Genomic DNA, 23,317 nt, shown 5'->3' on the forward strand with positions numbered 1-23,317 from the left:
ACCCAACCTGTTCCTCCTTCCGCCTGGAGGACGCTATGACCCCGTCAATGTATATTTCATTCTTTGTCTTAACGCTGCTAATGGTCGCTTTAGACATCTATCAAACCCGTGGTGGGAATATCACCATTCGTAAAGCCGCTGTTTGGAGTGTTTTTTGGTTTCTGTCAGCTTTTCTATTTGCGGGTACCATTTTTCTGTTCTGGGATTTCTACGCACCAACTAGCGAATATACGCCTCTTAAGGCGACCATATCGTTTTTAACAGGCTACTTATTAGAGAAGTCACTCAGTGTCGATAATCTCTTCGTGTTTGCGATTATCTTCCATCAATACACCGTTCCTAAGCACCTTAGACCAAGAGCGTTACTGTGGGGCGTTATCGGTGCATTGGTACTGCGTGCGCTCATGATTACGGTCGGGGTACAATTGTTAGAACAGTTCCACTGGGTGATGTACCTGTTTGCCGCTTTCCTTATCTGGACTGGTGTTCAGTTGGCGCGTGAAAGTGATGATGGGGAAGAGGAGATCAGCCCTCTGCCTGAACGTTTGATTAGGAGAATGGTGCCGATTTCGGACGAGTTCCGTGGCAACAGCCTGTCTGTGGTTGAAAATGGCAAGCGCATCTTTACACCGATGTTGGTGGTGATTGGTGTGATTGCGTTTATGGATATTATGTTTGCCTTGGATTCTATCCCAGCGATTTTTGCAGTAACACGAGAGCCTTTCTTAGTGTTAGCCGCTAACGTGTTTGCACTGTTAGGCTTACGGTCACTCTATTTTGTGCTTGAGGGTATGCTGAATCGGTTTGTTTATCTTAAGCCGGCACTGTCATTTATTATGATTTTTATTGGTATCAAGATGGCATTGGTGGGCACCGCTTGGGAAATCCCAACTTGGGTGTCGCTGACAACCATTTTGATGACGATGACGGTCGCAACGGTCGCGTCGATTTATAAAGAGCGTCGTCAGGCAGTAACAAGCGTATCTGAAGACGTTTAACGATAAGAATATCTAAGTTAAAATGTGCGAGACCTCTCATTAATGAGAGGTCTTTTTAGTATTTATCATTCAATGTTGGTCTGACTGTTTTTGTTATTATCCAGTTTATTGCCTAAAAATTCGGGATAATTTACTTTGAATAGCAAATAGTGAATAGAAATTCACCTTTATCGTATGTTGGTTTCTAATGGCTTTATTCATTAGTTTTTCTTATCTGAAATAGGAAAATTTGTCATTTTGTGGCTAGAGAGATTTTTCGTAAAATTACTATCAACAAAACGAATAATTGATACGTAAGTATTAAGAGAGGCAATCATGGCACAAGCAATGCAAATGAACACCATCGCTGTAGCTCCCTCTATGGAAAAGAAGGCATACTCAGTAAACCTCAAAGGATTGATTGCACATTTTATGGATATCTTGTTTGGTAAAGATGAAGTACAACACAGTTTATATAGCAGTGATTTGTCAGCACATCTACAGCGCGATATTGGTATCCGTTGATACTTAGGCGAATTTATGAAGACTCACCGTTCGGTGAGTTTTTTTTTGCCATCTTTATACTTGTCTGCGTCATATTACGTAAAATGTAGAGGCGGCATCACTAGAAGGTAATGGGTGTGGCTGCGCAAGCGATCTCAACTTCGACCACTATTTGCACGCAACTCGACCATTAGGGAGTAGAGGAAGCGTTAAGCTGAGTCTGTTGCATGAACATAAAAAGGGGCTGATTGCTATAGCAATCAGCCCCTTGAGTTTGGGTCGCAATAAGAGGAAAATGCCCCTCATTGTATGACCAAATGGCGTTTACTTACCGTTTAGCTTAAGTGCGCTAAAGGTAACACTGTTGTAGTCACCTGTTGCTTTATCTTTTGCGAAATCACCGGTACCTGCACAGCCAGGACCCCATACAGGATGCGAATCTTGAACACTACATTGACCGTAAGCGCCGGCTTTGAAATAAAAGTCGTCTGCTGCGTAACCAGTTGGGTGGTCTTTGTCATCGATACCCTTGCTTAAGTCGATCTCATAAGTAACAGTGTCGTGGCGAGCTGTATCAAATGTGAGGTGCATCATCGTACCTTTGACTTCAATACGGTAGCTAAACTCTTCACCTAGCTTGATGCCAGCTTTACCTGGGTCTTCTAAGTTATCCCACGTGTTGCCAAAAACAGGATAGGAGATATCAATACGATTTGGATCGTTTTTCGCTAAGTTACGCTCATAGTTCCAGAAAACCGATCCTGTGTCGTGATTAGGAAACTTCTTATAGAAAATCTTGATTGGCTCATTGCCATGACCGTAACCTGTTTCAGCTTTGATCTGGTCATTGTGCTTTTTAGCATGGATTTGACCAACAACAACAGAGTGAGCAGGGTACTTTTCAGGGAACTTAGCGTTCATAGAAACGTGATCAACTTTAAGAGTCGCTTCCAAAAGACCGCCAACAGCGCTGTATTCATCAGCTTGTGGGTGGCTCGAAAGTGCCCATTGATTTAGTTTTCCATCAGTTAAGATATTATCGAAGTTGGCACCACGCGGCATCTGGCGAAGTTCAGAACGAGCATTTTTAGAGTTTTTAGTGGTAATCGCTTTGTTGTGTACTTCAAACACAAGATGGCCGTCTTTATTTAGAAAGAAGAAGTCTTTATGCGAGTAGCTCATCATTGCTACCCCTTCAATCTCATCTACTTTTCCATCTTCATTGATGTCTGATGGGATAGTGATTTTCCAGTTACGCATATCAAACTTGTCAGCAGGAACTGGATAGTCCACACCATTGTTAGCCACATCCGCTAGAGCAACCATAGGAAGAGACAGTAGGATTGAACCTGCTAGTACTTTAAGTTTCATTTTGAACCCCTTTTTTATGTTATTGTCGGACATAATAGTCAGAAAAAGTAAAGGCAAAAGCATTCAATTGGCAATGTGCAAGCATGATCACATATCGATGTGGAAATTTGCTTTTGACCACACAAAAAAAAACCAAATGCGACGATTTGGTGGGAAATTAACCCGCTTGGTGGTGTTTTAAATAAATGATCACCACCCATTATGGCGTCATACTCTATATCAAATGGTGCTAAATTTACTTTTTATTAACGTTTTTGTGTTTCATGGGGAGTGATAGTGGGTAAGTTTGTTATTGTATAGTTTAATCAATAGCTTAGTTGTAATCTTTGGTTTTTCAACATGACTTATTGTATATTATTACATCGGATTACATTATTTTAATTAACATCAAGCTAATTACTTAACATTAATTATGGAAATTTTTCTTCTATTTAATATTAAAATTATTTCCGTTTATGAAGCCACTCTGCTTTCACTCCCGTTTATTTATAGGTTGGGTTAGTGTGTCGTATGAGTCCCCCCTTACTTGTTAGAAAATGGCGTGATCAAGCAAAGTCATACACAGTTTATGTTGCATCACTCGCATGTTTAAAAATCATACAAATGATAAAAGTATCAGAACATTTTGACGCGCGTTAGACGATCTTGGGCGACATTTTTTAGGTGGCACGGCTGTTAGGCAAAGCGAGTCGTTATCGATGAACAGCAAACTGAACGGAAGATGACTCACCGCAACATCAAATTATAATTATTCTTTATCATACTGAGCCTACAAGTGAATACTCGGATATTAAGGTTCAGTTATGACAGATTTGATCGATAGGTTTCTCCACTATGTCACCTTTGACACGCAATCCAACCCGTCGCTTTCCTCATGCCCCAGCAGTGAAGGGCAAATGCTATTCGCTCAAGCGTTAAAGCAGGAGTTGGTTGAACTGGGTCTTTCTCAGGTTAAGTTGGATCAAAATGGCTATTTGACCGCTAAATTACCCTCAAACCAAACGGATGCGGCGATTCCAACCATTGGATTTATTGCTCATATGGATACCGCGCCTGACGCTTCAGGTAAAAATGTACGGCCTCAGATTGTCGAAGACTACAAAGGCGGAGATATTGCGTTAGGCAAAGGAGATGAGGTTCTATCACCGATTCAATATCCTGATCTGCATCGCCTAATTGGTCACGATATTATTACCACTGACGGCACAACGTTGTTGGGTGCAGATAATAAAGCGGGCATCGCCGAGATCATCTCTGCTATCGCTCATCTTATTGATAACCCTGACATACCACATGGCGACATTGCAATCGGCTTTACGCCAGATGAAGAAATTGGTCGTGGTGCCGATCTGTTTCAAGTTGAGCAATTTGGCGCACAGTGGGCTTACACCATAGATGGTGGACCGGTGGGCGAATTGGAGTATGAAAACTTCAATGCTGCCTCCGCAGAGATAGAATTTACCGGTATCAGTGTTCATCCGGGTACTGCGAAAGATAAATTGGTTAACGCCATGACGCTTGCAGCCAAGTTTCATGCGCAAATGCCGGAGAATGAAACACCGGAAACGACGCAAGGTTACGAGGGTTTTTACCATCTAGCGGATGCCAATATGTCGATTGCCAAAGCAAAGCTGCACTACATTCTGCGTGATTTTGACACCCAAGGCTTACAAGCTCGCAAAGCCTACCTTGAGGATAAAGTCGCGTCGTTTGCTCAAGCTTATCCTAAGGCAAAAGTCACGATTACGGTGACGGACAGCTACTCGAATATGAAACAGATGGTTGAGCCACACCCACACATTATTGAAATTGCGGGTGAAGCGATGCAAAACTGTGGGATTACTCCAGATATCAAACCAATCCGTGGCGGTACAGATGGTGCACGTTTGTCGTATATGGGATTACCGTGTCCGAACGTGTTTACTGGTGGTTATAATTTCCACGGTATTCATGAGTTTATTACGGTGCAAGGGATGCAGCAGGCAGTCAACGTGATCGTAGAAATTGCGAAACAGACGGCGATTCGTTATCGTAACGATAATTAAGTGACCAATAGGCGAATCGGGCGATTATGGAAGAGTTAAATAGAGTTGTTGAGTTTTTATTGGAAAATAAACTCCTTTTTAGCTTACTGATCGTTGGATTGATACTGATGATTCGAAGAGTGACGCTTTCCGGTATTCGCGGAGACGTCGCTTTTTTATCTGAAGATCAACGCAAATGGATGTCACGCACCAAGAATGGCTCGTTTGCGGTGATTATGGTGTCACTCTTTTTACTGTGGCGGTCAGAAATCAGCGAGTTTGCCCTGTCTGTAACCGCCATTGCCGTGGCGATTGTGGTGGCCTCTAAAGAGATCATTCTCTGCTTCACTGGCTCTATTCAGCGAGCCAGTTCGCGTTCTTTTCGAATTGGTGATTGGATTGAGGTAGGAAAAACCAGCGGTGAGGTGATTGAACACAACCTGATGGCGACCGTGATTCAAGAGATCGACCTCTACCACGGTCAGTATCATTTTACTGGCAAAACCATCACGCTCCCCAATAGCATGTTCTTTACTTATGCGGTGAAGAACCTCAACTTTATGAAGCGCTATGTTTACCACAACTTTTCAATTGTGGTGCGTGATTTTGATAACCTTTATCCGCTGGTTCCAGAGCTTATCCAACGAATTGAACATCACAGCGAAAGTTTCATTGACGTTGCACGTCGATACAATGGCGTGATTGAGAAACATGCGGGTGTTGATTTACCCGGCTCTGAACCGCATGTCCATATTTCTAGTGGTGATACTGGGGAGCAGATCATACATATTATGTTGTTCTGTCCTACCGAATTAGCCCTGCACTTAGAGCAAGAAATTCGAGCCGATTTTATGGAGATGTACCACAAAACGTTTCCTCGCGAGTTAGCGAAGGACTAGTCTTTACGGTTGAGCGATTTAGTGTATTAACTGAATTTACAATGTGTAATATCTCGAAACACTTCTATACCATTTACTAATGTTTCTCGGACATTGCTAACCCTCTGGTTTTGTTAGTCTCATTGGCTCTGTTCCAATTAGACGACATTAGTGGTTTTTCAATGCCTAAGAAAATTCTCCTTGCTAGCCTTATGTCCGCAGCGCTCTTAGCCGGTTGTGGTCAAGCTGATAAAGCGAATCAATCAGCACCTGCGCCTGTTGTGCAAGCACAAGCGGTTCAGCTTATTTCTCATCAACAAAGCAAATCTTACATTGGACGTATGGATGCAGTGGAAGACACTGCGATAACTGCTCAAGTAACGGGCTACCTGCAGCAACGACACTTTAAAGAGGGTCAGATTGTAGAGCAGGGTCAGCGACTTTACACCATTGAACCTTCTTCGTTTGAGGCTCAAGTTGCCAGCGCTAAAGCGGCGGTGACCGAAGCTGAGGCGGCGCTGAAAAAAGCCGAGCTAGACTTTCAGCGTGGTGAAAACCTGATTAAATCCAACAATATTTCTCAATCTGAGTTCGATACCTTAACGGCGAATTTGCTGAGTAGCCGAGCTCGCTTAGAAGCGGGTTTTGCCCAACTCAAGGTGGCAGAGGTCAATCTCTCGTATACCGAGATCCGCGCACCATTTAGCGGTCGAATTGCGGATAGTAAAGCCAGCATTGGCGACCTAATTTCTCCTTCAACGGGCGTGTTGACCACATTGGTGAGCCTTGACCCTATTTTCGCATCGTTCAGTGTCAGTGAGCGCGAGCGTTTGGTACTCGGTATGGATGAAGTCGAGGGCGATGGCAAAGCGGAATCGGATGAAGTGTCAGTTAATATCCTATTGGAAAACGGCAAAGCCTATGATCACCAAGGTAAGATTGACTTCCTCGGCAACCGTATTGACATCAATACTGGTACGTTAGCAATGCGCGCTGTTGTGGATAATCCACAGCAAAGATTACTGCCGGGACAGCATGTTCGTGTTGAACTGGTACAGAACCAACCGATTGAAGTGGTGACTGTCCCTCGTCGCGCAGTGCAAACCGATTTGCAAGGTGATTTTGTTATGCTTGTTTCCGAGGGGAATGTCGCCGAGCGCCGCAACGTGGTTTTAGGCACGCAGGTGGAATCCGGCGTCATTATCCGCAATGGTTTGAGCCAAAATGATCAAGTGATCACCCAAGGACTACAGCGTGTAAGGAACGGTATGCCGGTTCAGGTAGAACAGGCAAACAGCGCAAGCGAAAAAGTGGAGTCGTAGATGCTAAGTCGTTTCTTTATTCAGAGACCAAAGTTTGCTTTGGTGATCTCAATTATTTTGACACTGGCGGGCGCCATCGCGCTTACTGTATTGCCCGTGGCAGAATATCCCAAAATTAGCCCTCCTTCCGTCAGCGTGACCGCTTACTATACTGGTGCCAGCGCGGAAGTGGTGGAAGAGGCGGTTGCCGATCCAATAGAAACCTCAGTCAATGGGGTAGAGGATATGATCTACATGTCCTCAAAAAGTGCCAATGACGGTTCATATTCTTTGAATGTGACCTTTGAAACTGGCACCGATCCCGATATGGCGCAGGTGAACGTGCAAAACCGTGTGGCACAGATTGAGTCAAAACTGCCTCAAGAAGTGCGCATGGTCGGTGTGACAGTGAAAAAACGTTCTCCCGATCTATTGATGGTGTTGAACTTCTATTCACCTGATGGCGAGTATGACGATAAGTTTCTGATTAATTACATCAACTTAAACGTCAAAGACCAATTAGCGCGAGTGAAAGGTATCAGTGAGGTCAATGTTCTCGGGGGTGGTGAGTACGCGATGCGTGTTTGGCTGGACCCTGACAAGTTAGCCAACCTCAATATGACCACTTCCGATGTCTACTCCGCGTTGGCGGAACAGAACGTACAAGTCGCCGCTGGTCGTGTCGGTGCTGCGCCTTATGCTGATCCGCAAGAAGTGCAGTTCAATCTGGTGACGAAAGGGCGACTTGAGTCCGTCAGCGAGTTTGAAAATGTCGTGCTCCGCGCCAATTCCAGCGGTGAAACTGTTTATCTCAAGGATGTGGCTCGAGTAGAACTGGGGAAAAAGTTCTATGATGGCGGTGGTCAGTTCCGTGGCCAAGATGCGTCCATTGTGACGCTGTCGCTACAGTCGGATGCCAACGCACTAGAAAGTGGCAAAGCCGTGATGGAAATGCTTGATCGTATGAGCGTGAATTTCCCAGAGGGCATGGCGTATGAATCCAGTTATGACACCACGATTTTCGTTGCCGAATCAATTAAAGGGGTAGTGAAAACCCTGATTGAAGCAATACTGTTGGTGATTGCAGTGACCTATCTGTTCTTAGGTAGTGCGCGCGCCACTTTGATTCCGGTGGTTGCGATTCCAGTGTCGCTTATCGGTACTTTCGCCATCATGAGCATCACTGGTTTTACCATCAATACCGTGACCTTGTTTGGCTTGATTTTGGCGATCGGAATTGTGGTGGATGACGCGATCTTGGTGATTGAGAACGTCGACACCATAATGAAACGCCACCCCGAGTTAACACCGCGTCAAGCAACCCTGCGGGCGATGAAAGAGGTGACTGGTCCCATCATTACCTCAACCTTGGTATTGTTGGCGGTATTTATTCCGGTGACTTTGCTGCCGGGTATTACCGGCATCATGTATCGTCAGTTTGCTTTGACCATCTGTATTTCGGTGATCATCTCGTCGATCAACGCACTGACGCTCTCTCCAGCGCTGTGTTCATTGGTGCTAAAACAGGGCGGTGGTAACACGGCACGTTGGTTCCAAACCTTTAACGGTATGTTGGACAAGGTGACTTTACGATACGGACAGATTGCGGGTTTCTTGGTTAAGAAAGCGATTTTGTTGGTGACTTTCTTCATAGTGGCGGTGGCGGCGGTGACTTTCTTCGCTAAAAACACCTCAACGGCGTTTGTGCCTCAAGAAGACAAAGGCATCCTGTTGGTCAATGTGCAATTGCCTGATGCTGCCTCTTTGTCTCGCACCACGGAAACGGCGGAGAAGTTAGTTGAATTGGTCGAGCAAGAGCCAGGAGTTGACGGCATCACGGTAGCCAATGGCTATGCCTTTATGACAGGTGCCGCGGCCTCTAATGGTGCATCGCTGTTTATCAAGCTAAAAGACTGGAGCGAGCGAGGTGATCTTGAGGGTGACCACTCTTCACAGGCGATTTCGGCTCGCATCAACCAAGTTGCGGCCCAGCAACTACCGGGCGCGGTGGTGTTTGCGATGGGACCGCCAGCGGTTCCGGGGATGGGCGCAGCGTCAGGGTTTGAATTTGTTCTGGAAGATACCTTAGGTCGTAGTCGTACCGATCTGGCGATGGTGATGCAAGAGGTGATTCAAAAGGCGAATCAGCAACCTGAGATCGCTTACACCTTTAGCACCTTTAGAGCCAATGTTCCGCACTATTATGTCGATATTGACCGTGAAAAGGCGCAGCAACTGGGTATTCCACTATCGAGCATTTTCCAAACCCTACAGGGCAACTTAGGTTCTTTGTATGTGAATGACTTCACCATGTTTGGTAAGAACTTCCGTGTGACAATGCAGGCTGACGCCCCATATCGTTCAGGTATGGATGATTTGGCGCTGTTCCATGTGCGCTCATCAGGTGGTGAAATGATTCCACTGAGTACGCTGGTCTCTTATGAGCAGGTGTTTGAGCCGGATGTTGCTTGGCGTTATAACATGTACCGAAGCGCGGTGATTCAAGGGCAACCTGCTGAGGGTTACTCAAGTGGCGATGCACTTGCGGCGATGGAACGCGTGGCTGCTGAAATCTTGCCAATGGGTTATCAGTACGAATGGACAGGCATGGCGTATCAAGAAATCTTAGCGGGTAACCAAGCGATCTATGCGTTTGCATTAGCGTTGATCTTTATTTACTTGTTTATGGTGGCTCAATATGAAAGTTGGACCATACCACTGGCGATTATCTTGGTGGTGCCGGTTGCCACGTTAGGCTCTTTCTTAGCGCTTAACTTGACCGGAACGCCTTTGAACTTGTATGCGCAGATAGGTTTGGTTCTCTTGATAGCCTTGGCCGCCAAGAATGCGATTTTGATTGTTGAATTTGCCAAACTGGAGCGCGAAGAGAAGGATATCGCGATCGATACGGCCGCAGTACGAGGGGGCAAATTGCGTTTCCGAGCGGTAAATATGACCTCATGGTCATTTATCTTGGGTATTTTCCCGCTGATTTTTGCTTCAGGTGCCGGTCATATCAGCCAGAACTCATTAGGTATTTCTTTGGTTGGCGGCTTACTGTGTGTGTTATTGGCAGGAACGTTCTTGATACCGGGCTTCTATGCCATGATTCAGCATCGCCGAGAAAAAGTGAAAGGGGGCAGCACTAAGCTGATTCCTCTGTCTGATGATGAATAGCGGTTTATAACCTAGCCGTAATATCCGCAATATTCACAATATCCGCAATATAAAATCCCCCATGGTGTAAGCCATGGGGGATTTTTTGTTGAATCTAAAAGGAATAATGTTTCAATTAAAAACTCAACACATCATCGCAGTTAACCGCATCTTTTGGCTCACCATTAGGGTTTGGAACCAAACGGATTTTACCTAAATCGAATTTCACCGCGTCTTCCGAATACATCAAGAATGGTGTACTCATAGACTGGAACGACATACCACCTTTGACAAAACAGCTAAGTGGCACCTTAATGGTACTCCACTGAGTTGATGGCTCGGGTAGTGCTTTATTGATCTGAACCGTGCCGTTACAAGGCCACTCGCAATGTGTCGCTAACACCAGACTTTCTGGGGCTTTTGTTGCCATGCGAATGTCGAACTCAAGGGTAGAGTTAGCGTTGAGGTAACGGGTGTAATCACGACCTTTAAGATCCGGTGTCTGCATATAGACTTGACCCGGCGCGTTGTCACCAAACTCGCTCTGCCTGCCTTTAAAGGTCACTTCAAGCGCGGATTGTTGCATGCCGTCGTAGTTGATGCCTAGTGTGGTAATCGAGCCGATAGAGGTTTCTCCTCTAGTCAGAGGTAGAATTTTCCATCCATTGGCAGCGCCATTCATTCTTGGTACAAACTCACCACCTTGCGCATCTTTGCCATAAATCTCTAATGGATATTGAGCAACATCAGAATCTGGTTCTGACATGCCGCAACCGTATGAGCGAGGATCAAGTGGAATGGCATCAAGGTCTTCAAAGCGGGCTGCCACCTCAGTTTCACCGGCATAGTTTAAACCATAGCCATACGGGAATAGGGGAGCGTGTTCACCGCTAATATCCTGTTCGATCAACTCACCGTTGATACCATCGACAGGCGTGGTGTAGTTACTGATATTAGGTGCAGCGCGATTGATCGTGGTTGAACACTTCATCGCGCCCCATGAATAACTCAGTTTACCTTTGAAGTCCATGCCGTCTTTGGCAAATAACACATCCGTAATACCTAAGCCTTCCGTGCCCGGTAGCCAAGCCGCAACAAAGGCATCCGATTGATTAATTTCCTCATTCACATAGAGTGGACGACCAGAATAGAACACAGTGACGACTTTGTAGCCTTGCTGTTTTAATGACTGAATCGTTTGCAAATCTTTAGCGTAAGAAGGCTTCAATTTTGAATACTCTAGGGTCAGAGTACGACCAATATCACCAAACATCTCAGCGTACGGATCTTCACCCATCACCACAACAGCAATCGACTCTTGTGGTGACGTTGCGGCAGGGTCCGTAAAGACTTTGTCTTCACCGACTTCTTGTTGTATCGCCATCATTAGAGTTTGTGCATTCGGGAAGTCTTTATCAATGGTGTTGCCATCCCCTTGCCAACTCAATGACCAACCCCCAGTCTGCTTGGTGATATCGTTTGACGCTGAACCAACGACCAGATAGTTCGATTCTTGGCTCAATGGTAGAAGTTGATCGTTGTTTTTAAGTAGCACTAACGATTCCGATACGGCTTGGCGCGCGACAGCAACGTGCTCAGGGGCGCTGAGGATCGCTTGGTTACCCGCCAGTGAACGCTGAGAAGGCATCGGTTTTTGCCATAAATCGGCACGCAGCTTGACGCGCAGAATTCGAGTCACTGCGTCATCAATGCGAGACATCGGGATAATGCCAGCTTCAACTTGTTTGATGACGTTGTGATAGAACGCCTGCCAATCTTCTCGGTCAGTAATCATAAACACATCGTTGCCAGCGAGAACCGCTTGAGCACAATCCGCTGGTGTACAACCGTTGATTTCACCTTGACCATTCCAGTCAGTCACCACAATACCGTCGAATGCCATCTTGCCTTTTAGCACATCGCTGATCAGGTATTGAGAACCGTGAATTTTTTGGTTTTCCATGTACGGATTGCTGGCATCAGAGGCAGAGGCGCGATCTGTCGCCATTGGGTCATAGTTATTGACGTTCCACCAAGAGTTAAATGATGACATGACGACTTGAGCACCCGCTTCAAGACCCGCCACATAACCCATCGCATGGATATTGCGTAAATATTCTTCGGTGTAACGGTTTTGTCCATGGTCGATGCCGCCTAGTGTACCGCCGTCACCAATCCAGTGTTTTACGTTAGAGATAACATGTTGGTCAGTCTTGAGTCCGTCGCTGCCACCTTGTATACCTTGAACCATACGTCCTGCGTATTGATAAACCACTTCAGGATCTTCGGAATAACCCTCGTAAACACGACCCCAACGATAGTCCCTTGGCGTGGCAACGGTAGGTGCGAAGGTCCAATCGAGACCAGTCGCCGCAACTTCACGTGCGGTGGCGATACCAATCTTTTCAATGAGATCTGGGTTACGCGCAGCACCCAGACCTATGTTGTGCGGAAATACCGTGGCGCGATAGACGTTGTTGTGACCGTGAACGGCGTCCGTTGCCCACATGAACGGTACTCGAAAGCCTCGCTCAGCGTAGGCAGCTTCAAGCGCAAGCCAGAACTTATCCGCTTCTTTAGCCCAGTCTTGTGCGGTGGAGTATTTATTTCCTTGGGGGAAACCGCCGCCGCCGTTCAATATAGAACCCAGCTTATATTGCTTTGCTTCTTCTGGTGTTACTTCGCGTAAGTCAGGCTGTACCATTTGGCCGACTTTCTCTTCAAGCGTCATAAGCGCGAGAATACGAGATACCTCAGCTTCAATAGCAGGATCTTTGGCAACGGCACTATTGGCAGGCTGCCAGTCAGCAAGGTAGGGCAGTGTGTTTTGAGCGAGTTTATCGTTGTTAGAGGAATTGGAAGACTCGCAGCCCGATACTAGGGCAACAGAAATACACAGGCTTAACAACGTCGTTTTATTAGCAAACATGAAAAGACTCCTATCTAGCCAAAGTAGGTCTAGATCTATAAGTAATAATAACACTAGAGCGCGCCAAGACTCACAGGTGAGCTTATAGAGCCTTTGGCAATATGCTGATAAATCAATAAGATAAAACCAACAAGAAAGCGCTTTCTTTCTATTTTATAAAAAAGTGCTGAGATAAATTGGCTCAACACTCTGTTTGGAAATAGGGTTTGGCTGCCATTCGAAAATGGCAGCCGGGAGAGAAGAACAACCGCTTAGTAACGCTCGAATCGCACGTTATCTAGTTGGAACGTCATCTCACCTAGGGGGTCGAGAACAAGGATGTTTTTGACTTTCGCCATATTCACCGAGCCAGCACTGTAAGAGTTGCCGTTAGCAATCAACTCGGCAATATCCACTTCAATCGTATGCCATTGGTTATCAGTGGGCACCGTGACTGGAAGATCACTGGTTGCGGGCCAACCACTGTCTAGTTTGACAGAGATAGCGTCACCGGATTTCACTTCTAGCATCTTGATATCAAACACCAGTTTTGCATTGCTAGACCAGTCAGAAAGGTCAAGCTCTGGTGATTCAAAGTAGACGTTACCCGTTGCCGCTTTCTTCGTGATTTGCATTACCTGACCACGCTCAGCATCGGCTTGATAAGAGAAGTCCATGATAACGCCTTGCGGATCGTAAGCATGTTGTTGCAAATACTGGCTGAGTTCACCGTCAAAGATGTTGATTTCTTTACCCGTGGTATAGTCGGCAGGTAGATCAATCATAAGTGGTGGTTGAATACCTTTAACTTTGGCTGCGGTCTCCGACACCGTTGCACAACCTTGCCCAGTGGCACGGTCTTTAGAACATTGGTAGACACGGACGTAATCCACTTCCAACGCTTGAGGGAATACCGATGAATCAATGCCTTTTTGGTTAGTGTTACCAGACCAAGAACCGCCAATCGCTAGGTTAAGCAGTAGGTGGAAGCGCTGCTCAAAAGGCGCGTCGGCGATACCAATTTTCTTTTCGCCGTCTTTAGTGTAAAGAGCATACCAACCGTCAGAAGTTTGCGTGGCGAAGTGTACATCGTCAACGTACCAGCGAATTTCGTCTTTTTCCCATTCAATCGAGTAAGTATAGAAGTCGTCTGCTGGGTTCTTGTTGTCTGGAATGTAATAAGGTTGACCCGAGTGTTTGTTGTTCGGCCAAGCCGCACCGTAGTGCAGTGTGCCGTAAACACGTGACTCAGGTTGACCCGCGAAATCAGGTGAATCTGATGGCGCTTTTAGGTTAACCGCTTCAACGATATCGATCTCTCCTGAAGCTGCCCATGTTCCATAAACGTAATCCGTTGGGAGCATCCAGATAGCTGGCCAAGTACCTTGACCGATTGGCATTTTTGCGCGGATCTCAAAACGACCGTATGTCCAATCGCCTTTTTCTTTGGTGGTAAGGCGAGCAGACGTATAAGGTAGGGTTTTTAGGTCAGTGTAATCATTTTTAATGTTATTCGGACCCACAAAGGTTTCGTTGTGTGCCACGATGTAAAGCACACCATCTTGAACGAAAGCATTTTTGTCACGAGCGGTATAACATTGCTGCTCGTTGTTGCCGCCGCCCCAGCAGTTCTCTTCGAAACTCCATTTAGTTTGGTCGATTTCAGTTCCATTGAACTCGTCATTCCATACTAACGTCCAACCTTCGGATTTTTTTATCTCAGGATCGGTCAGGTTTCGCTTGGGTACTTCAAAGCTTGAACTACAACCTGCCAATACAGTGGCAGTGATTGCTGCACACAACACGTTTTTTTTACGAGTAAACATAAAAGTTTCCTAACTAAAAGTGTCAAAAAGAAAGCCCTTTCTTTATATCATTATAAAATTTCTATTCAATCTTTAACTCAAGACAAAGCAGCGTTATTAACTAAAATGTGAGTTGGCTCTATATCCAGTCATTAGTCTCAAGGGAAATTAATAGTTTTGTCACTATTGAAAGCAATGATTAGAGGTTTGGCGATGAATCAGGTTGGCTCTTACAAAGGTTAGCTGACTAATCCTATATTTAATAAGGCTTTATTGGTGGAGAAGTGACCTCGCTTGCCCATTGGATACGGTGAGGATAGGCAGCTTAGTAAAGGGGTTTGGCAAAGAAAGTCACCGCTATAAATAGCATTAGCACTTTATGCGAGTAATGAATTTATAGAAATGGCTGCAATTCAGTAGCACGAAAATTAGTGAACTGCATGACAACGTGATCGAAAGCATATTTAAAAGTCATTGTGAAAGCGCTTACTTAAATAATGAAGTTGATCACGGTATTAATTTTGGATTCGATTATTATCATGGCAAAGATAAACAGGGTAGGTACTGATTGTCTTAAGGTTTACGACACAATATTTATTAATATGTAACCGGTTTCATTCCGGTTGTTGTTCATACGTAAGGATATCCATGAAAATCTCAAAACTAAATTTGGCATGCATGGTTGCAATGTTCGGTTTATCCGCTCCTTCAGCGTACTCTGCAGAAAATACCGAAGGTTTCACATTCAACGGTTACTTTCGTCAAGGCGTGCTTTACAGTGCGGAAAATGATTTTAAAGATTCAGACTTTATCGCTCAAAAAGAGACGCTAGGTCGTCTTGGTCTTGAGTACGATAACCAAACCAATATCGATTTATCTTATCGTTGGACCTACGGAGATGGTCGTTCGTTGAAAATCGGCGCGGGTGTCTCTGATGGTTTGACCGCGGGTGACGGCAGCGGCTTTATCGAAATCTCGGGCTACACAGATACTGGGGTTATCTTTGGTGGTAAGCGTGATTACGGTAAAGAACGTTATATCTGGATGACCGATTTCTTCTATTCGGACATGTCAGGTACAGGTATTGGCGTTGAGTCCATGAAAGTGGGCAGTGCCATTGTTAATGCAGCGTATATCTCGAGTCAGCGTGATGACTACGAGTATGCCGACGACTATGACAACGTCGACAATAAAATGCACGCATTTAACGTGAGCGCTCGCTATGGGGTGTGGGATATTTCCGCGACATTTAAAGCGATGCCAGATAACTGGGATATTAGTGGTAAAGAGTGGGCAGAGACAGGTTACGACTTAACTGTTGGCTACAAAATGTTTAACTTCTTTGGTTTACAGGGAGATGGCAGCTCAAATACAAACATTGTTGTTCAAGCGGGTAAAGGTTTAGGTGCGGGTCAGTTACTTGGGGGTACGATCACATCTTATAACGCTTACAGACCAGGCGGCCTGCGCTTTGGTGAACATGAGTTTGAATGGGGTGAGGGGAATGACGCCATCTCCCTCCTAACTCAAGTGGAAGAGGGTGACGTGTCTTACCGCGCATTGATCTTTGGTGGTCATGCATTTGAAAATGGTCTAAGCATTTTCCCATCGTTCCAAGCTCAATATAACGACTATGACGATGGCACTTACGACTATTGGGCATCAGCGATGGTTCGTCCAGTGATTGGCATCAACTCTAAGATGTATCTGCAAGGTGAAATTGGTTATGTCTATAACAACTGGAACGGTGATAGCTACGACCAAGCTAAGCTAACTATCGCACCTACATTGATGTTCCCAACTTGGACTGGTGTTAACCCGGAAGTTCGTTTCTTAGTGAGCTGGGTGAAAAACTCTTGGACTACTGATCCAGACGACGGGCAATCCGCTAACGACGTGATCGTTGGTATTCAAACTGAAGCAAGTTGGTAATTATTTTGTCGCTTTAACTTAATTTAGCAGGGTTAAAGCAACATATTTAGGATGCCTTTCAGTCTGGCTAGGCATCCATTTTTTTCATTCAAAGCGGGAAGTAATTGGTTAATCCATTTACTTTTATGTCAGAAAGAAAGCGCTTACTTAAGAGTGTCACAGATGCAAACTGTTGTTGTTTATAATGAGAAATGGGTACTTGTACCAATTTCTTGTAGAGCAGCAGGAGGCAAGAACGCTGATTATTTCTCGCTTACACAGCTGTATCAGAGCTGATTTGACGTTAGCACAGTGCAACATCGATAGGCCAAAACTATTATGACTAAAGAATATTATTTAGATACTGACGGTTTCGTGATTCAAGATTACGACCTGAAAAAGACCTTTTCTTCTTTCTTGCCGGGTCTAGCGGGTAAAAAAGGGGTGCCGCTTTGGGCGTTTTACGTCAACCGCGGTCAAGGTATGTGTTCATTTGGCGTCGAAAACAAAGACAACCCGATTGTTGAATTTTCTCCGGCAGTCACCGCATATCAAAACGTTAGCCGGGTTGGTTTTCGCACATTTGTTAAGATCGATGGTGAGGTTTACGAATTCTTTGGCGCGACTCGAGCGCAGGGCACGACACGAAATATGCGCATCAAGCGCGGTCAGTTTACTATTGAAGAGATCAACCCAGAGTTAGCGCTAACGGTTAAGATCACTTATTGTGGTCTGCCTAATGACAGTTTTGCTGCCATTATGCGTAAAGTGGAAATCACCGATAATTCTGGAACGGCGAGAGAGTTTGAGTTACTCGATGGTTTATCGCAAATCCTGCCTTACGGCACTTCCAACTCACTATTTAAAGAGATGTCCAACCTGCTAAGAAGCTGGATGGATGTCTATAACCTTGACAATAATGTGCCGTTTTTCAAAATGCGTTCGACGATTGCCGATAGTGCCGAGGTGGGCGCATTGGATAAGGGTAACTTCTACCTTTCATTTGTTGACGGTCAATTGATTAAGCCGATCGTCGATGGCGAATTGGTATTCGGTAATGACAATTCCATGACCTCTCCGGTCGCGTTTGTAGAAAATTCGCTGCAAACCTTACGTGATAAAGACCAAGTAACAGCCAATAAAATACCGGTTGGCTTTTCTCCAGTAGATGTCTCTCTTGCCGCCAATCGTACCTTTACTTTACGAACCATGATAGGTCATGTTCATAGTGTTGAGAGCTTAAACAACAAGATTGAAACCATCGCCAACAGCGCATACTTTGACCAAAAACTGGCTGAGTCTGAGCAGGTGATTGACGATTTAGTGAGCGACGTACAAAGTCAAACTGCGTTGCCGTTATTTGATGAATACGTCAAGCAAAACTACCTCGATAACATCTTGCGCGGCGGTTATCCACTGGTGTTTGAGAGCGAAAAGAAACAGCATGTTTACCATGTATTCTCGCGCAAACACGGTGATCTCGAGCGTGATTACAACTTCTTTAACGTTGCGCCTGAATACTTCTCCCAGGGTAATGGTAACTTCCGCGATGTCTGCCAAAACCGCCGTATTGATTCTCTGATCAATCCTAAAGTTGGCGATTTCAATGTGCTGTTGTTTGCTTCGTTAATTCAACTTGACGGTTACAACCCACTCGGTGTCAACGGTTCGACCTTTGAATTGGATAGTGGCGTTGACGTTGAGACGTTAGTTGCGGAAAACTTTATCAATGGTCGTGACGTGATGCGAAACGTGCTGGCAGGTAAGTTTACTCCGGGCACCATCATTAACACCATGGCGAATGAAGGCATTGTATCGGTTAAGGATGACACCACTCTGCTGGCAGATATTCTTCAATATGCACAGCAAAATATCGAGGCAAGTTTTAGTGAAGGTTTTTGGGTTGATCACTGGACTTACATTCTTGATTTGGTCGAGTCTTATTTAGCGATTCATCCAGATACGAAACATCACTTGCTGTTTGATAATCAGCAGTACAAATACTATTCATCGCCAGTCACGGTATTACCTCGCAGCGAGAAAACGGTCATCACTAAACAGGGTGATGTGCGTCGCTATGGCTCGCTGCTGCACAATGACGACGATAAAGTGAAACGCTTGAATATGGATCTTAAAGGTTCTAACTGGGCGGTTGATACTCATGGTGATGTCGTCAAAACCAACCTGTACACCAAGCTATTTACCCTTGCTCTCAATAAATTTGCCACTTTAGATCCTGCGGGTATCGGCATCGAGATGGAAGCGGATAAACCCGGTTGGAATGACGCGATGAATGGACTGCCAGGTCTATTTGGTTCAGGTGTCTCAGAAACCGTTGAGTTGAGCCGCTTAGTGGCATTTCTAAAACAAGCGAGTTGCGAACATGGTGACATGCGCTTGCCGCAAGAAGTCACGCTGTTCGTGGATAACGTTCGTGAGTTGCTCACTCAAGACCTGTCCGAGTTTGACTACTGGGATCAGATGTCTAGCTTACGCGAGCAGTATCGTGAATCGGTTCGTTTTGATATCCAACCAGAGCAGGAGTCGATCTCGAGTGCATCGGTGAGTGCGCTTCTCGATTCTATGGCGCTCAAACTTGAGCAAGGCTTGCAAAAAGCTCGACAGCTTGCCGATGGTGTTTTACCGACCTTCCTTTACTTTGACGCCGTGCGCTATGAGCCGATCTTGGAGCAAGCGGAACAGAAAATTGGTCACTACGGTTTGCCTTTGGTGCAAGTCAAAGAGTTCAAACTGCGCGCTTTGCCTCGTTTCTTAGAGGCTCCGGCACGCATGCTAAAAGTAAGCAAGGATTACCCGACAAATCTTGCGGCTCACGAAAAGATAAAGTCGAGCGAGATCTATGATAGCCAACTGCATCAATTTAAGACCAGCGAATGTCTTGAAAGCGAAAGCATGGAAATCGGACGAGCTCGTGCTTTCACCAAAGGTTGGTTGGAACGTGAATCCAACTTCCTACACATGAACTACAAATACCTGCTTGGACTGTTGAAGTCCGGTATGTATCAAGAGTTCTATCAAGAAATCGACAGCAATCTGATCTGCTTTATGGATCCGAGTGTGTATGGTCGCAGCATCTTAGAGAACTCGTCGTTTATTGCGCCAAGCAATAACCCCGATCCAAATGTGCGTGGTCAAGGGTTTGTTGCCCGTCTTTCTGGCTCAACCGTTGAAATGCTGCATATGTGGACGTTGATGATGTTTGGTGAACAGCCATTTGTAGTGGCTGATGAACAACTGAAACTTAACCTACAGCCAAAACTCGCTAAAGCGTTCTTTGATGATAACCATCAAGCTTCATTCACCTTTTTGGGGAAGGTGAAAGTGGTGTATCACAACACAGAACGAGTGGATACGTTTGAGCAATTTGCGCCCAAAGAATATCGACTGAGCTTTGTTGATGGCAGTGAAAAGAAAGTGACAGAGGTAGTCGATGACGATGCTATCGCAGTGCGAAATGGTGAAGTATCGCAGCTATTAGTGACTTTCTAAATGAGTTTAGTTGAAACGTTTATTTAAACAGGGCAGGCTAACTTTCGCCAATAATTAGCTGAAAGTTAGCCCTCATAAAATCGGCTGTCGCAGCCGTCAAGGTAGGATGTCTGTTTAACGAACGCTGTAATAATAAAACAGATAACAAAAGGTATTAAAATGAGTGAAGCTAAACCGTTTATTGACGACGAAAAATCTTTGCATTCAGCTTCAGATGATAGGGTTCCTCTGTATCAAAAAGTAGCGTTTGGTGTTGGCTCGCTTGCCAACCAACTGTTTGCAGCGGCATTAGGGGTATTCATGGTCGTGCTAGTGATGGGCTTAGGTATGGACCCATTATTAGTCGGTATACTGGGTGCATTACCCCGTTTATTTGATGCCATCACAGACCCTTTGATGGGTTATATTTCAGATAACTTCCGCTCTCGCTGGGGTCGCCGTCGTCCATTTATCTTTGTGGGTGCCGTGATCACGGGTGTGGTGTTCATGCTGATGTGGCAACTTTACCCAGAGAATGGACAAACCTATAACTTTGTTTACTTCTTAGTGCTCTCTCTGCTGTTCTATTTGGGCTATACCATCTTTGCAACACCATTGGTGGCTCTGGGTTATGAAATGAGCCCTGATTTCCATGAGCGCACACGTATTATGGCGGTTTCTCAATGGATCGGTCAGCTAGCATGGGTCATTGCACCTTGGTTCTGGGTAATGATTTACAACCCTAACCTATACGAAAGCGCCGCCGTAGGCAGTCGCGATTTGGCGATTTGGGTGGGTCTATTGTGCTTGCTATTTGGTATTACTCCGGCGCTGTTTTGTAAAGAAAGAGTATCGGTGGAGAGAGATGCAGAGAAGGTGTCGATTGTTGGCCTTGGGGCGATTATCGTTAACTTCTTCAAAGGTATTTTTCAGACCTTTAAATGCAAACCATTTGTTCAACTGTGTGGCGCGACATTCTTAGTGTTTAACGGTTTTCAGACCGTGGCCCAATTTGCTTTCTTTATTATCGTGTTCTACGTGTTTAACGGTGATCAGGGCGCGGCTGGTACTTGGCCAGCATGGTTTGGCACCATTAGCTCACTTTGTACCTGTTTACTGGTGATTCCTATCATCACTAAGATGTCACAGAAAATGGGCAAAAAGCATGCGTTTATTGTTGCAACGCTGATCTCTGTCATTGGCTATATTATGCGCTGGTGGGCATTTGAGCAGTCGCTAAACCCAGAAACTCATTGGATGATGTTTGTATCATTACCGCTTATGGCGTTTGGTATTGGCGGCTTGTTCACCCTGATGATGTCAATGACGGCGGATGTTTGTGACCTTGATGAACTGCATACCGGTGAGCGTCGCGAAGGTGTTTTCGGTGCCGTGTATTGGTGGTTTGTGAAATTAGGGACTGCGATTGCGACTCTGGTTTCAGGCTGGGTGTTAAGTATGATTGGTTACACGCGTCTTGAAGAGATCCGCAACTCTTTACAAGCAGGTGAAGCGCTACTCAATATGCCGGAAGCGGTGGAAATCATGAACATGATGCGTGTTGCAGACATAACGATTCCGGTCGTGACTGCCATACTTGCGGTTGTGGTTATGTGTCGCTATGACTTCTCGGAATCCCGTGCTAATGAAGTGCGTAAAGAGTTAGAGCAACGTCGTGGTAAGTTGTCCTAAACTAGGGTCTGAGCAGACGCTCTAAACCAAAAAAAATCCCTTCGAAAGAAGGGATTTTTTTTATGTCGAGTGCGGAACGTGAGTCGATTCCTGCCTTAACCTCTACCCAATCCTAGCCACAGAGTCATGCACTTCTAACGTTGGCATAAGCTTTTGATTGGTGACTCTGTCTTGCCCTTTTACCTGATCAATAATCATCTTACCGGCTATCTTACCCATCTCAGAAATAGGGAAGCCAACCGTGGTTAGGCGAGGGCGCATATGACGTGACATAAAGTCGTTGTCGAAACCAACGATGGAGATGTCTTTACCTACCGTTCGACCCAATTCATAACAAGCATCGTAGACCGCAAGCGCGATGTTGTCATTTTGACAAAACACCGCGGTAATGTCGGGGGCTCGTTCAAGCAGTGTTTTGGCTTTATCAAAGTTGTCGAAATGATCAAAACGACCTTCAATCGTTAGGTTGGGATCGTATGAGACACCATGCTCCGCGAGTGCTCGGATATAGCCAAGCAGACGGTCCCTTGCATCATGTTTGTTCATTGGACCAGTAATACAGCCAATCGCTTTATGCCCAAAGTCGAGCAGATGTTTTGTCGCTAAGTAGCCACCCAGTTCATTATCCAAATACAAGCAGTGATTTTCTAACTCCGGGATATGTCGATTGAGCAAAACAAAGTGCTTAAAATCATTAGATAAATTTCTAAGGGCTTCGTCGGTGATGCGGTCGGCATGCACAATCACGCCCTCGACCTGCTTAGCTCGAAGGAAATGGAGAGATTCTAACTCTTTCTGTTCGGAGTCTTGACCACTGGTGACGATCAGGTGTAACCCCAGTTTATAGATTTCATCTTCCGCCGCATGCATCAATGGACCGTAAAATGGACCATCCAAACTACCAACCAGCATACCAATGCTGTTGGAGCGACTGGTAGCCAAGGCTTTAGCCGCTGGGTTAGGGGTATAGCCGAGTTTAGCAATGGCTTCATGAACTTTAACTAAATTCGCTTCTTTTACTGACGATTGGCCATTAATTACACGTGAAACCGTTGCTTGAGACACGTTAGCGTACTCAGCGACTTCTTTGATCGTTATGTTTTTTTTGTCCATTTTTTCGCCTAGATTGGCATAGCCTGGAATGTCATTCTATTTTAATCGAATTGAAATCCACTAAGCAATGCGCTTTCAAAAGTTAATTTGTATTATTTTTAATCACTACCGAACAGGCTGGGCTTAATGATAAGTTGATTTATTAAACAATTATGCTTAAAAATTGCCTTTAAAACAATCAATTAAAT

13 protein-coding genes are annotated in these 23,317 nt (G+C 45.3%); 9 read left to right on the forward strand and 4 right to left on the reverse strand.

Features of this window, described 5'->3' with window-relative positions; all coding sequences use genetic code 11:
* The first annotated feature begins 35 nt into the window (after positions 1 to 35).
* Both L9Q39_RS15670 and L9Q39_RS15675 read left to right on the forward strand, forming a co-directional pair.
* Entirely contained in the window at positions 36 to 998 is a 963-nt protein-coding gene (locus L9Q39_RS15670; protein ID WP_237486036.1) for a TerC/Alx family metal homeostasis membrane protein, read from the forward strand.
* Between the two features lie 315 nt (positions 999 to 1,313).
* A complete protein-coding gene (locus L9Q39_RS15675; RefSeq protein WP_237486037.1) occupies positions 1,314 to 1,502 on the forward strand; it encodes a hypothetical protein in 189 nt (62 codons plus the stop codon).
* A 303-nt stretch (positions 1,503 to 1,805) separates the two neighbouring features.
* Here L9Q39_RS15675 and L9Q39_RS15680 read toward each other — a convergent pair whose 3' ends face one another.
* Positions 1,806 to 2,852 (reverse strand): polysaccharide lyase family 7 protein, encoded by a 1,047-nt coding sequence (locus L9Q39_RS15680; RefSeq protein WP_237486038.1) that lies wholly within the window; start codon positions 2,850 to 2,852, stop codon positions 1,806 to 1,808.
* An 803-nt stretch (positions 2,853 to 3,655) separates the two neighbouring features.
* Between L9Q39_RS15680 and pepT the strand changes: the two genes are divergently transcribed.
* The 4 genes from pepT to L9Q39_RS15700 all read left to right on the forward strand — a co-directional run bounded on the left by pepT (position 3,656) and on the right by L9Q39_RS15700 (position 10,232).
* Complete coding sequence (pepT, locus tag L9Q39_RS15685; protein ID WP_237486039.1) at positions 3,656 to 4,897, forward strand: peptidase T; 1,242 nt, start codon at positions 3,656 to 3,658, stop codon at positions 4,895 to 4,897.
* A gap of 26 nt (positions 4,898 to 4,923) precedes the next feature.
* Positions 4,924 to 5,775: a mechanosensitive ion channel family protein gene (locus tag L9Q39_RS15690; RefSeq protein ID WP_237486040.1), complete on the forward strand. Its 852-nt coding sequence runs from the start codon at positions 4,924 to 4,926 to the stop codon at positions 5,773 to 5,775.
* A gap of 161 nt (positions 5,776 to 5,936) precedes the next feature.
* Positions 5,937 to 7,076 (forward strand): efflux RND transporter periplasmic adaptor subunit, encoded by a 1,140-nt coding sequence (locus L9Q39_RS15695; RefSeq protein WP_237486041.1) that lies wholly within the window; start codon positions 5,937 to 5,939, stop codon positions 7,074 to 7,076.
* Positions 7,077 to 10,232 carry an efflux RND transporter permease subunit gene (locus L9Q39_RS15700; RefSeq protein WP_237486042.1) on the forward strand — a complete coding sequence of 1,052 codons (3,156 nt, stop codon included), beginning with the start codon at positions 7,077 to 7,079 and terminating at the stop codon, positions 10,230 to 10,232.
* A 115-nt stretch (positions 10,233 to 10,347) separates the two neighbouring features.
* Here L9Q39_RS15700 and L9Q39_RS15705 read toward each other — a convergent pair whose 3' ends face one another.
* Both L9Q39_RS15705 and L9Q39_RS15710 read right to left on the reverse strand, forming a co-directional pair.
* The gene (locus tag L9Q39_RS15705; protein WP_237486043.1) at positions 10,348 to 13,140 is read right to left on the reverse strand and encodes a glycoside hydrolase family 3 protein; all 2,793 of its coding nucleotides are present in this window, start codon (positions 13,138 to 13,140) and stop codon (positions 10,348 to 10,350) included.
* A 251-nt stretch (positions 13,141 to 13,391) separates the two neighbouring features.
* Positions 13,392 to 14,945, reverse strand: coding sequence for a glycoside hydrolase family 16 protein (locus L9Q39_RS15710; RefSeq protein WP_237486044.1), 1,554 nt, complete (start codon positions 14,943 to 14,945; stop codon positions 13,392 to 13,394).
* A 627-nt stretch (positions 14,946 to 15,572) separates the two neighbouring features.
* Between L9Q39_RS15710 and L9Q39_RS15715 the strand changes: the two genes are divergently transcribed.
* The 3 genes from L9Q39_RS15715 (at position 15,573) to L9Q39_RS15725 (ending at position 22,016) form a co-directional block, all read left to right on the forward strand.
* Complete coding sequence (locus L9Q39_RS15715) at positions 15,573 to 16,856, forward strand: carbohydrate porin (protein ID WP_237486045.1); 1,284 nt, start codon at positions 15,573 to 15,575, stop codon at positions 16,854 to 16,856.
* A 318-nt stretch (positions 16,857 to 17,174) separates the two neighbouring features.
* A complete protein-coding gene (locus L9Q39_RS15720) occupies positions 17,175 to 20,345 on the forward strand; it encodes a hypothetical protein (protein ID WP_237486046.1) in 3,171 nt (1,056 codons plus the stop codon).
* A gap of 159 nt (positions 20,346 to 20,504) precedes the next feature.
* On the forward strand, positions 20,505 to 22,016 hold the full coding sequence (locus L9Q39_RS15725; RefSeq protein ID WP_237486047.1) for an MFS transporter: 1,512 nt from the start codon (positions 20,505 to 20,507) through the stop codon (positions 22,014 to 22,016).
* A gap of 102 nt (positions 22,017 to 22,118) precedes the next feature.
* Here L9Q39_RS15725 and L9Q39_RS15730 read toward each other — a convergent pair whose 3' ends face one another.
* The gene (locus L9Q39_RS15730) at positions 22,119 to 23,129 is read right to left on the reverse strand and encodes a LacI family DNA-binding transcriptional regulator (protein ID WP_237486048.1); all 1,011 of its coding nucleotides are present in this window, start codon (positions 23,127 to 23,129) and stop codon (positions 22,119 to 22,121) included.
* Positions 23,130 to 23,317: the final 188 nt, after the last annotated feature.

Source organism: Vibrio hippocampi (assembly GCF_921292975.1).
Lineage (GTDB): Bacteria > Pseudomonadota > Gammaproteobacteria > Enterobacterales > Vibrionaceae > Vibrio > Vibrio hippocampi.